At 39.6% G+C, this 12,556-nt stretch carries 12 protein-coding genes; 3 read left to right on the plus strand and 9 right to left on the minus strand.

All coding sequences use genetic code 11. The features are described from left to right. Window positions 1–176: 176 nt before the first annotated feature. Window positions 177–956: an enoyl-ACP reductase FabI gene (gene fabI / locus ACFX4N_RS11290; protein WP_013058045.1), complete on the minus strand. Its 780-nt coding sequence runs from the start codon at window positions 954–956 to the stop codon at window positions 177–179. Between the two features lie 130 nt (window positions 957–1,086). Next, window positions 1,087–1,959: a LysR family transcriptional regulator gene (locus ACFX4N_RS11295; RefSeq protein WP_013058046.1), complete on the minus strand. Its 873-nt coding sequence runs from the start codon at window positions 1,957–1,959 to the stop codon at window positions 1,087–1,089. Window positions 1,960–2,073: 114 nt separating this feature from the next. Here ACFX4N_RS11295 and ACFX4N_RS11300 point away from each other — a divergent pair, with 114 nt between their 5' ends. Next, on the plus strand, window positions 2,074–2,967 hold the full coding sequence (locus tag ACFX4N_RS11300; protein WP_013058047.1) for a DMT family transporter: 894 nt from the start codon (window positions 2,074–2,076) through the stop codon (window positions 2,965–2,967). 682 nt (window positions 2,968–3,649) lie between these two features. On the opposite strand, the gene ACFX4N_RS11305 is transcribed toward ACFX4N_RS11300, so the two are convergent. Both ACFX4N_RS11305 and ACFX4N_RS11310 read right to left on the minus strand, forming a co-directional pair. After that, entirely contained in the window at window positions 3,650–4,141 is a 492-nt protein-coding gene (locus tag ACFX4N_RS11305) for a GNAT family N-acetyltransferase (RefSeq protein WP_013058048.1), read from the minus strand. A 123-nt stretch (window positions 4,142–4,264) separates the two neighbouring features. Continuing rightward, entirely contained in the window at window positions 4,265–4,975 is a 711-nt protein-coding gene (locus ACFX4N_RS11310; protein ID WP_013058049.1) for a GntR family transcriptional regulator, read from the minus strand. Between the two features lie 168 nt (window positions 4,976–5,143). Here ACFX4N_RS11310 and ACFX4N_RS11315 point away from each other — a divergent pair, with 168 nt between their 5' ends. Together ACFX4N_RS11315 and bglA are read left to right on the plus strand one after the other, a co-directional pair. After that, window positions 5,144–7,027: a beta-glucoside-specific PTS transporter subunit IIABC gene (locus ACFX4N_RS11315; protein WP_053487516.1), complete on the plus strand. Its 1,884-nt coding sequence runs from the start codon at window positions 5,144–5,146 to the stop codon at window positions 7,025–7,027. Between the two features lie 13 nt (window positions 7,028–7,040). Then, entirely contained in the window at window positions 7,041–8,480 is a 1,440-nt protein-coding gene (gene bglA, locus ACFX4N_RS11320) for a 6-phospho-beta-glucosidase BglA (RefSeq protein ID WP_377261403.1), read from the plus strand. 81 nt (window positions 8,481–8,561) lie between these two features. On the opposite strand, the gene ACFX4N_RS11325 is transcribed toward bglA, so the two are convergent. The 5 genes from ACFX4N_RS11325 to ACFX4N_RS11345 form a co-directional block, all read right to left on the minus strand. Further along, entirely contained in the window at window positions 8,562–8,711 is a 150-nt protein-coding gene (locus ACFX4N_RS11325; protein ID WP_013058052.1) for a hypothetical protein, read from the minus strand. A gap of 187 nt (window positions 8,712–8,898) precedes the next feature. Continuing rightward, window positions 8,899–10,296: an NCS1 family transporter gene (locus ACFX4N_RS11330; RefSeq protein WP_078081995.1), complete on the minus strand. Its 1,398-nt coding sequence runs from the start codon at window positions 10,294–10,296 to the stop codon at window positions 8,899–8,901. Between the two features lie 242 nt (window positions 10,297–10,538). Then, window positions 10,539–10,802 (minus strand): excalibur calcium-binding domain-containing protein, encoded by a 264-nt coding sequence (locus ACFX4N_RS11335; protein ID WP_055992029.1) that lies wholly within the window; start codon window positions 10,800–10,802, stop codon window positions 10,539–10,541. A 98-nt stretch (window positions 10,803–10,900) separates the two neighbouring features. Further along, entirely contained in the window at window positions 10,901–11,833 is a 933-nt protein-coding gene (gene bla / locus ACFX4N_RS11340) for a class A beta-lactamase (protein ID WP_013058055.1), read from the minus strand. A 170-nt stretch (window positions 11,834–12,003) separates the two neighbouring features. Beyond that, a complete protein-coding gene (locus ACFX4N_RS11345) occupies window positions 12,004–12,549 on the minus strand; it encodes a cupin domain-containing protein (RefSeq protein WP_029323096.1) in 546 nt (181 codons plus the stop codon). Window positions 12,550–12,556: the final 7 nt, after the last annotated feature.

Consider the following 12,556-nt stretch of genomic DNA (forward strand, 5'->3'; position numbering starts at 1 on the left):
TATGGGCGTTTTGATTTCTTATGTATTCATATTGACAGTTATAAAAAAAGTACGCTTTACAGCTATATAGTTCAATTGTGAATAAAAAGAACTGATCATTTTAATAGAGTAAAAGGCATTAAATTTCTGAACTTGGCACAAAAAAACACCTTCTCATTTAAGAAGGTGTCTAGGAATTAACCTACAATATTGTAACCAGCGTCTACGTGTACGATTTCTCCCGTTACGCCGCGTGAAAGGTGGCTCAGTAATACAACCGTCATGTCGCCAACTTCTGCTTGCGTTACGTTACGCTTAAGAGGTGCTTTTTCTTCAACATGGTGAAGAATTTGGTTAAAGTCAGAAATGCCTTTCGCTGCAAGTGTACGAATTGGGCCTGCTGAAATCGCATTTACGCGGATATTGTCTTTCCCTAAGTCTAATGCTAAGTATTTTACTGAAGACTCAAGCGCTGCTTTTGCTACGCCCATTACGTTATAGCCTTCAACTGCGCGCTCTGCACCAAGATAGCTCATCGCTACAAGAGAACCGCCTTCTGTCATAAGAGGTTTTGCTGCTTTCGCTACGGCGATAAATGAATAAGCGCTTGTATCTTGAGCAAATGCATATCCGCTTCTTGATGTATTGATGAACTCACCGTTTAAATCTTCTGAGTGAGCAAACGCAACAGAGTGAATCACTCCGTGAACTGTGCCTGCTTCTTCTCCGATTTTTTTGAAAGCTGCTTCAATGCTTTCGTCGCTGTTTACATCACATTCTGCAATTAATGTCGCTTGAATTTCATTTTTTTCTAACAGCTTGTTCAATTTTCCTAGTGAACGTTCTTTACGGTATGTAAAAATTAAGTTTGCTCCTACTTGATGAAGGGCTTTTGCAACACCCCAAGCAATACTTCTGTCGTTGGCAACTCCCATAATAACAAAGTTCTTGTTCTTTAATTGTAATAAATCTTCCATATTATCCTCCAAAAAAAATTAGTCATCAATGATGACTAATAGGTAATTGTATAGCTTTATTATAGCACAAAGATGCGCTTAGTTCCTAAGAGTCTTATGAATTAACCGATTTTGCTCTATAAATAATCTCCTACTTATCCGAATCCTGCAGCCATGCTTGCGTTGTTTCAGCAAATTTTTTGGCTGCAGGTGAAAGATGATAACGAGTAGCTAGACCAATTGAACGGTAGCTGTCTACTTGAAACGGAATCGCACGCAGCTCCTGAGGGATCGAATCCAAAAGCATTTCAGGTAAAATGCTAATTCCTAAGTGATGCGTAACCATCGATAAAATAGCACTTTCATCCATTAATTCAAAACGGATGTCAGGCTGAATGCCATGTTCTTCAAACAATTGCTTAATATCATGATAACCGCCGTACGTCGGCATAATAAACGGTTCTTTCTCTAAATCTTCAAAAGAAACGGTTTTCTGATGATATAGAGCACTTTGATCCGATACGACACACAGCAGCCGGTCTTTTTTTAAAGAAATAATATGAAATTGACTTGAATGCGTAATGTTAATAAAACCGCAGTCTATTTCTCCGCTTAGCAGCCACTGTTCAATTTCAAGGTAGTCGCCTTCTTTGAGCTGAATTTGAATCTCAGGGTAGTTTTTTTCCATCAGCCGAATAATTTCAGGAAGCCATTTGGTCGACACGCTTTTAAAAATACCGATTTTAATCGTTCCTTTTGCAAGACCTAACAGACTGGCTGCTTCTTGATGAACTTTTTCATTTTCTTGCAGCACTTTCCGAATGGCAAGAAGCATCGTTTCGCCTTCTGTTGTTAAGGTAATACCTGATCTGTTTCGATTCACAAGCAGAAATCCAAATTCCGATTCAAGATTTGTAATGGCATGACTGACCGCTGACTGCGTGAGCGCCAGCGCATCTGCCGCTTTTGTAAAGCTTTTCACTTCCGCTACTTTATTTAATATTTCATATTTTACTAAGCTCATTTTCTCCCTCCTCAACATGAATTTAATTCACGTTCATCATTATAAAGATTCATTTTATTAATATCAAATTCCTTTGTATACTGTGAGTATATTATAAACAATGGAGGATTGAACGTGAGTTACCGCACTCGAGCAAATATGATGATGATTGGGGTAAACGTATTTTGGGGCATGTCGTACGTGTTTATGAAAATGGGGCTGAGTTCGCTCGGGTCATTTACTATTATTGCACTTAGATGTTTGATTGCTTTTTTTATTGCCGGACTCTTTTTCTATAAGCCTTTACGACAAATCACACGCAAAACAATTGGATCATCAGCTATTTTAGGCTTTTTACTGTTTTCCGTTTTTTCATTTGTCACGTTTGGCGTCAGCATGACGTCTGCTTCAAATGCCGGATTTCTTGTCAGTTTAACGGTCATTTTTGTTCCATTGCTTAACTGCTTTTTAGTGAAGAAGCTTCCTTCTTGGCCGATTGGGCTTGGCGTTATCACTACCCTAACCGGTATAGGTGTTTTAACTTTAAAGCATTCCTTTCATATGAATGCTGGTGATTTACTTTGCATTGGAACGGCGCTATGTTATGCCATTCATATCACGCTAACCGGCACGTTTACGAAAAACGAAAACCCAATTGCTCTCGGCATTTTACAGCTAGGGTTTGCTGGATTATTTGCACTGACTTGCAGCTTTTTATTTGAACACCCTAGCATCCCAACTACTTTATCATCATGGATTGCAATATTAGGTCTTGGCGTTCTTTGCAGCGCGATTGGATTCATTTGTCAAGCTATTGCGCAGCGCTATACAACTCCTACTCACACAGGACTTATTTTTGCAACAGAGCCTATTTTTGCTGCGCTGTTTGCCGTTCTCTTTTTGCATGAGCTGTTTACGCTTAAAGAACTGATTGGTTCTGTTATTGTGGTTGCGGGGATTTTAATTGCTCAGTTAGACAATTTCCTACTTAAAAAAAGAGTTCATTATCAAGAGACATTGCCAAAGTAAAAGCCGCTAGATTCGTTGACCTAGCGGCTTTTGTCATTAAGCTAAGGTATAAGCTTTCTTTTAGCAGTTCCAACGCCTATATCCACTTTTCTTTTAATAGATGCTAGTAATTTTCAAACTATATTGCTATTCTAGATAAAAAAGTACGTCTAGCAGAACGACTGTGAAGCTTATTAAACAAATACTTGCAACTATTGCTTCATCGATATGCGGCGGTGCAGTTTGCATCGAAATATTTGAATTAAATTCCCTTGGCTATACAGGTATACTAGACTATCTATCGATTTTGCTTATTGGTGTGTATCTTACGACTCCATTCATCATTATAGTAGGCATCCCCTGTTCAATAGCTATAACAAGCATCATGAAATACATAAATTCACTTAAGATATTAATTGAACTAATTCTATATCTTCTTTTCGGTATCGTTGGAGCACTCGCCGTATTAACTTTATTTTTGCTAAGCGACGGGATATCCGCTTTTAGTCTCTTCCCGCGAATCCTCATTGTAACATTGAGCTGTTCATTACCGTTTGGGTTATCATCCATCCTTATAAACAGGCTATATAAAAAGACGATCTAATATGCATAGACCGTCTTTTTTATATGTTTTGCTACAAACACAGCTCTCATATCTACCGTTCATTACAATAACCGATATGATTTTGCACAAAGACTTAGCTTATACCTTATATGTATAAAACTTTTTATCTACGTTCATCACGGGGAAATTCTTAGGCAGCTTTTCTTTCTCTATATGTTGAAACCCATTTTTCTCATAAAATCGATGAGCAGCTTTATATTGTAATGTGGTTCCTAGATATATTCTTTCCACTTCCTGCTCTTTTACCCACGCGATGGCTGTATGCAATAACCGGTGAGCTGTTTTGAAGTTTGCTCCTCTATAAGGCTTTGCTACAAACATTTTCCGCAGCGCTACTTGACGGCTGCCAATGTCTATTAAAGCTACGCTTCCTACTACTTTTTCGTCGCAAACAGCAACCCAGAAGTTTCCATTCCCCTGTTGATAAAAGCTTTCGATTTCAAACAAATCAGGCTGATCTTTTTCCGTTATTGGAATTTGGTATTCTTGCTGCTGAATATGAAGAATTAAATCCACTACTTGCTGTTGATACTTGCTCGTATATGGCTGAATAATGATACTTTCACTCAAAACCTCCACCGCCCCGAATAAGTTTACTCCACTTTATTTTTAATTAACTTTAATAATGCACAACTTATGTTAACTACAAAACCAATCATAGCACCTGCAAGAATTGAGAGACGGACACTTTTTTTATAAAACGTGACTCGTTGCTTGTAAAAAGAACTGAGACTGTTCGTAGTTATACGTTACTTTTGAAAAATCAAACGGCTGTCCGTTAGCTAAGTGAAAGAGTGTTTCAATAAATAATTTAGGATCTCCTTCTTTTAATCCTAGGTACTTCGCTTCCTCTCCGTTCAGCTTGCCGACGTGAAGATATAGATCAGAAAACCCGATTTTTAAGCCAAGTCCTTCTTTAATGTAATGAAAAATAGACTGAGAAACAATTTCGTTATTCAAGTACGTAACGATGGATTTATTATAAAACGATTCTTCTAGACAAAGCGTCTGGCCGTTAATATACCGTACTCTTTTTACATAATAGACGTCACTATTTTCTTCTATGTTTAAATTTAACGCGGCTTCTTGCGTCGGCTTTCGTACATCTAACTCAATCACTTCCGACGTTAACTGAAAATCTTCAAGTTCACTCGTAAATCCTTGATTGGAAAGCAAGCCAATATAGCCTGTTCGTTTATGGCGACGGACAAAAATGCCGCTTCCTCTCACTTGAAAAACAACGCCTTTTTTCTCTAGCAGATCTAAGGCTTTTGTTACGGTACTTTTGCTTGCTTTAAACTGCGCCATCAGCGTTTCTAATACCGGCAGCTTTTCTCCTTGTTGAAGCTTGTGTTCTTCAATATAGGTTTCAATTTCAATTGCAATTTGTTGGTATTTAATCATAGCTATACCTCTTTACTGAATTTGTCTCAAGAATAACACGATTATACCATAATCTAACTCTATACCATAAACTTAAATTATTCATTAATTATTATTTTATTTGGGTATTGATAAATTGTATCGGTACAATTATAATGAAAGCGTATACTCAACAAGGGGGTTGAACATATGGGAGGGAAAATTAGAGATTATCACAAGCTTGCAGCAGACATTTTAGATGCGGTAGGCGGCGAAGAAAATATCGTAAGCGCTACACGCTGCGCTACGAGACTGCGAATTGTGTTAAAGCGCTCAAAGCCAGAAGCCAAACGCAAGGTGTCTTCTATGCCTGGTGTTATTACAGTCGTTGAAAACAGCGGACAGTTTCAAGTTGTTATTGGACAGCACGTAGGAGATGTTTATGAAGAATTTGCTAGTTTAGTAAACTTGGATACCACAGAGGAACAATCTGAAAACAAAGGAACAATCTTAAATCGTGTGATTGCTACGATGTCAGCGGTGTTTGCCCCGTTTGTATACATCCTAGCAGCAGCAGGAATTTTACAGGGCTCGTTAATTTTAATTAACTTAGTCTCTAACAGCTTTGCAAAAACGGGCACATATCAAGTATTAAGCTTCATTTCATGGGCACCATTTGTTTTTTTACCTATTTTTATTGCCATCACAGCATCCAAGCATTTTAAGACCAACACCTACATCGCAGTGGCGTGCTGTGCGGCATTAGTCAGTCCAACATGGGCAGAAATGGCGGCTAAAATTGCAGACGGAAGCCGCATTACGTTTTTAGGTCTTTCCCTATCCGAAACGGTCTATACTTCTTCTGTTTTACCGCCTTTATTTTTAGTATGGATTTTGTCTTATCTTGAAAGGTTCCTAAACAAAAGCATTCATGAAGTGGTTAGACCGCTGTTTGTCCCATTTTTATGTATGGTAATTATGGTTCCTGTAACAATTTTGCTTATTGGTCCTGTTACCACGATGGGCGCTAATGGAATCGCTCATGGCTATAACTTTTTAGCTGAAAACGTACCTGCTTTGGCCGGAGCAATCATTGGCGGCTTCTGGCAAATTGTTGTTATCTTTGGAGTACATTGGGGAATTACGCCGATGGTGCTTGCAAACTTTGATTTAAACGGCAGAGATTCGTTTCAAGCGTATCAAACAATTGCCGTGGTAGCTCAAGTCGGAGCGGTACTTGGGGTTATTTTAAAAGCAAAAAGCCAAGAAGCACGCAAAGTCAGCGTATCAGCTGGGATAACAGGATTATTCGGTATTACCGAACCAGCCATCTACGGCGTAAACCTACGTTTTAAAAAGCCGTTTATCTTTGGATGCGTTTCAGGTGCTATTGGTGCTGTTGTAGCAAGCTTCTTTCATCCTTACTACTTTGCTTACGCAGGATTGCCTGGACCGCTGACCATTGTAAACGGTATCAGTCAGGACTACCCGATGTCGATCTGGGGCATTTTAATTGGATGTGCCATTGCAATCATTCTTCCCGTTCTGCTTATTCAAGTATTTGGTTACGGAGAAGATGCAGCAAAAGACGCAGCTGCTGCTCCTTTAAACGAAGTAGCTGTAAGTAATCCAAAAGAAAATGAAGAAACAATCAGCGCACCGTTTAGCGGGAAAGTCATCCCTCTTTCTAGCGTACCCGATGAAGTATTCAGCTCAGGTGCGATGGGAGAAGGATTAGCGATTGATCCTTCAGATAATAAGCTTTATGCACCTTTTGACGGAACGGTAGTCATGGTAGCACCAACGAAGCACGCCATTGGCCTTCGTTCAGAATACGGCGTTGAGCTGCTTGTTCATATTGGATTAGATACCGTTACGTTAGACGGCAAGCCGTTTACGCTACACGTAGAAGACGGTACAAAATTTAAAAAAGGCGATTTACTAATAGAATTTGATAAAGAATTTATTAAAAAACAAGGATTACAAACCATTACGCCGGTTATTATCACAAATTCAAGCGCTTACCGCGAAGTGATTGTTGAAGATGTTGAAAATAGCGGGCTAGATCAAACATTATTTACCGTAGTGAAATAAGGAGGAACTAACAATGACAAAGATGCCAAAAGATTTTTTATGGGGCGGCGCATTAGCAGCTCATCAATTTGAAGGTGGATGGAACCAAGGTAGAAAAGGACCGAGCGTAGTAGACGTTATGACTGCAGGTGCGCACGGTGTAGCGCGACAAATCACTGAAACAGTGGAAGAAGATAAATTCTATCCAAATCACGAAGCAATTGATTTTTACCACCGCTACAAAGAAGATATCGCACTGTTTGCAGAAATGAGCTTAAAATGTTTACGAACGTCTATTGGCTGGAGTCGTATTTTTCCTAAGGGCGATGAAGCTGAGCCAAACGAAGAAGGACTAAAATTCTACGACGATGTATTTGATGAACTGTTAAAACACGGCATTGAGCCGGTTATTACGCTGTCTCACTTTGAAATGCCCCTGCATTTGGCTCGAGAATACGGCGGATTTAGAAGCCGAAAAACGGTAGATTGCTTTGTGAAGTTCGCTGAAGTTTGTTTCGACCGCTACAAAGACAAAGTCACGTACTGGATGACGTTTAATGAAATCAACAACAAAATGGACGTACACAACCCTCTATTCTTATGGACGAACTCCGGCGTTTCTGTAAAACCGGGTGAAAACGCAAAAGAAGTGATGTATCAAGCAGGACATCATGAACTGCTGGCAAGTGCTCTTGCCGTGTCAAAAGGAAAAGAAATTAATCCGAATTTCCAAATCGGAGCGATGGTGTCACATGTACCAATCTATCCGTATTCTTCAAACCCTGAAGACGTGATGTTAGCAGAAGAAACAATGAGACAGCGCTACTTCTTCCCTGACGTTCAAGTTCGCGGCTACTACCCAAGCTATGCGTTAAAAGAGTTCGAACGAGAAGGCTATCGTATTCCGTTTGAAGAAGGCGACGAAGAAATTTTACGAAACGGAAAGGTGGATTATTTAGGCTTCAGCTATTACATGTCAACAACGGTTAAAAGCGACGTTGAAGCTGATAACACAGGCGATATCGTAAACGGAGGATTGCCAAACGGCGTAGCAAATCCTTATATCAAGTCAAGCGATTGGGGCTGGTCGATTGATCCAACGGGCTTGCGCTATACGTTAAACCGCTTCTACGACCGCTATCAAATTCCGCTGTTCATCGTAGAAAACGGATTTGGCGCTATCGATACAGTTGAAGAAGACGGATCCATTCATGACGCATCACGAATTGAATATTTAAAATCGCACATCGAAGCGTTAGAAAAAGCTGTGACGTACGATGGTGTTGATTTAATGGGCTACACGCCGTGGGGAATTATTGATATTGTTTCCTTTACAACAGGCGAAATGAAAAAGCGATACGGCATGATTTATGTCGACCGTGACAACGAAGGAAACGGATCAATGAAGCGCTACAAAAAAGATTCCTTTAACTGGTATAAACATGTAATTGAAACAAATGGTGAAGAACTATAAGAAATTAGAAAAAGCCGGACTCCTGCGTAAAGGCATAGGAATCCGGCTTTTTTAAAACGTGTAAAAATAAAGGCAAATGCCTTATCTCGGTTTATCTACTAGCTGTGTTTGAGCAATTTCTGTTTGCTTAATTCCCGCTCGTTGAATTTCATCAGCAAACGATTCATGTTTCAGCGTTTTGATTACCTTTTCGCTTCCATCTCGAAGAGTATACACTCTAAATTCATACATACTCTGCCCTCTCCTTTAAACTATGATTGATGCGATACATTAGATGCGCTCCTGTAAAAGCAACTCATAATAGAGGTAACTTTTTTCTCTTCTTTACTTTACCCACTTTTTAGGAAACTAGACAAAGAGATTTAATCTGACGCGATAAAAGCCTTTGCAGAAAGCAAAGGCTTTTATCGATGGAATGTTAGTATTCAAAGATGGTTCCTTTTTTAAATTTTGAATGTTTAAAAGCAAATTTCGTTAAAAGAATATACGTAACTCCTGCAACTACCACTCCTATAATCCAGCCTAAATCGACTTCGATAAACGCAGCACCTGCGCCGATGAGCATCGCAAGCATGGCGCACGGATTGTAGCCGGAAAACGGCCCTTTTTCTTGATACAATTCTTCTACGTTTACTCTTTGTTTTCGTAAAATATAGTAATCAACTAGTAAAATAGAAACAATTGGACCTAAAAAAGCAGAGTAAATCAAAATGAACAGCCCAAGACCTGCAGCTGACGAATCTTGAACAAGCACCCAAGGGAACGAGCAAAAGGCAAGCAGTCCAGTAACGGTCACCGCCACTTTATAATTTGCTTTTGTCAGCAGCGTAATCACATACGTAGGTGGAATAATATTCGCCACCATGTTTACGGCAATAACCCCAATCACAATAAAAGCTGATACAGCGACGGTAATATATGAATTATCCACTACAACCGCGAACGCTTTAACTGGATTGGAAATACCCGTAGCAGAAGCAAGCATTGCCCCGATTGTAAGAACGAATCCGTAGGCTACTAGAATCGGTGTAAAGTATAAGAACCCACGCTTTGTGTCGCTAATTCCTGTCTTCAGTTCTCTAGAGTAATCGGCTGCGCTTAGAAAAATCGCTGCATAATTTCCCATAAACATCATAATGAAAGAAAAGAACGGAAGTCCCCATGAACCTTTTGTATGTACCCACTTCTCCCCTACTACCTCACTATGAGAAGTTAAAAGAACGCCAAATACGTAAACAAGACCAAGCAATATGATGATTGAAGCAAGCATCTCTACCCATTTAACCGCGTGGAAGCTGTACAGAGAAAGCACAATTTGCAGCAGCTGAATGATAATAAAGCAAAGAACAAGATTGTCAAAAGACCCTTTACTCACAATTTTCCCGATTTCGTTTAAAGCGGTACCGCCTGTCCAGCTTTGGAAACCGTACCAAATGATAGCTGGAATACCTCGTAAAAGAGACGATATGACGGATCCTTTTATTCCGAAAGACATTCGAAGCTGCATCACATACGGTATGCCCGTCTTATAGCCAATTCGATCGTTTAACACAAAAAAAGTAGAAATAATACCAATGGCAATAATCGCTGCCACAAACGTTTGAAAAAGATTTAATACCGCAGTACCTGCTACTACTAAGCTTGCGCCAAGCGTCATATTTCCTAAATTAACGCCGTCTCCAATCCACATAAACATATAGGACATCGGAGTTAGCTTTCGATCACTTTCCACTTTTGGCTTTAGTGACGGATCAAGACTTCTATCTTGATGAGAATGCATCTCTTCTATAACGGAACTTGTTGCATTTGTAGACACTATATACTCAACTCCTTTTTTGTGATGTTCCCCCTCTTGCTTCTAACATAAGATGTAAGTTAACTTAACATGTACATAGTGTATACGAATTCCAACGGAAGTTCATTATTATTTATGTGAATTTTCTGATATTATTTTGTGCGATTTGACTAATTTTTGACCTCAGCTCGCAACATACAGAAGTTGATGATATTAAAAAATCCAAGCGCTTACAATAAGCGCTTGGATGAGTCAGCTAGTATTTATTTTTCACAGGCGATGTAGTCTTTATCTCGATCTAGTTTTTTATTGGCATCATACAGTGATTTTGACACATACGGTTTGTACTTTGTTTTGCCGCCTTTATTTGTTACATTAGCCGCACGAGCTACGCCGCCTTTGTAGTCTTTGTTTAATTCCGTGCAGTTTTTGTAAGATTTAGCTGCCGCATCTACGTTTGAAACTGTGCTAAAAGATACGCTCGTTAATAAACCGAAAGATAGAACAATTGGAAAAATCTTTTTCATAAGAGATACTTCCTTCCTGTATTTTTTCTAATTAATAATAGAATGTTCTATCAATCTTTTCGATCTTTCTTTTACATTTAAACTACTATTATCCAATTTTATTTCCGAGTAACTTTAAGGGTCTTCACCGCTTGTTTAGCCGCTTCTGCAATCAGTTTATCATTATACTCCGCATCTTTTTCCGTACGATTGGAGAGGATCGCAAGAACAATTGGATCTCCTTTTGGCGGCCAAAGGATGGCAATATCATTTCGCGTCGCGTACGAGCCTGCGCCTGTCTTATCGGCTACTTCCCAGCTTTTCGGCACGCCCGCTCGTATTAACGCATCCCCTGTTGTGTTTCGCTTCATCCAATCTGTTAAAAGTGCACGTTTGTTTTCAGGAAGTGCCTGTCCAAGTACATACGTTTGAAGACTTGTAGCGAGCGCTCTCGGTGTACTTGTATCGTGGGTTTCTCCTGGATTCACTTCATTTAAATCCGGTTCAAAGCGCTCAGGCAGCGTCACATCGTCTCCTATTTTTTCTAAAGCTTCTTTAAATCCATCCGGTCCGCCCAGCTGCTGCAAAATTAAGTTCCCTGCCGTATTGTCGCTGTAGCGAAGCGATGCATCCGCAAGTTCTCGAAGAGTCATGCCTGTATCCACGTGCTTTTCTGTAATGGGATTATAGTTTACAAGGTCATCGCGCGTATAAAAGATTCGTTCATTGAGATCTTCGATTGACTTCTGCTGTAAAAGTGCACCGACAGCAAGAGCTTTATGAGTAGACGCATAAGCAAAACGCTCATCCGGATGATACGTTACCGTTTTATTGGTACCCGTATCTAATGCAAAAACGCCAAGATTCGCATCATATTTTTCTTCAAGCTTAGCAAACTCTCGATCACTCTTAGTTTCTTGCCTTTGACATTTTACCGTTTCAGCATGTACCTCGCTGCTTGAAAAGCTTACAGCCGCCGCGCACGACAGAGCGAGTACAGGCATCATTTTTTTAAGCTTTGAAGTACGAAACATCTCTTTCCATGTCTTCATTACCCTTCAACACCTTTCAAAAAAATATTTAGTGTGTATTCTCTTAGGTAGAGATTACCAACAATGCTATTTTATCAATTGTTTATCCCCACAAACATGATAGCTTTATCACATTTATATAATAAAAGTGTCTAACACTGAAGATGAGCAGTATAAAAACCGTAAGTATTTTAAAAAACAGGCGGTGTAACTGAGAATAAAATCACCGCTTTCTCCTCAAACGGATTGTCCCATTTGTGCTTCAGATGCGAAGGGATTTTGACGCTGTCTCCTTTTTCTAGCACGTATACTTCCTCTTCCAAATACACCTTAATTTTTCCTTCTAAGACATATGCCACTTCCTCCCCTTTATGCGCTAAAGGAGATTCTGATGAAGACTTCATCGGCGGTACTTCCATGATCGCCGTAGCTAGATTTCCCGTAAAGTCTGGTGATACTAGCGAATACGTTAACTCTTTTACTTTCATCGTTTTACGCTCGTTCGACCGTACGACTAAATGAGAGGTGTTTATTTCTTCAAGTAAAAAGCTGAAAGTGGGAACATCGAGGCATTTAGCTAAAATTTTAAGCGTTGAAATGGACGGATTAGCTAATCCCCGTTCAATTTGACTTAACATAGACGGCGTAATCTCCGCTAATTTGGCTAATTCTCGACTGCTTAGCCCCTTTGCTTTTCGAAATTTCTCTACTTTTTTTCCAATATCTATGTTTTCCATGATGATT

Source organism: Priestia sp. YIM B13551, from assembly GCF_042787905.1.
GTDB lineage: Bacteria > Bacillota > Bacilli > Bacillales > Bacillaceae_H > Priestia.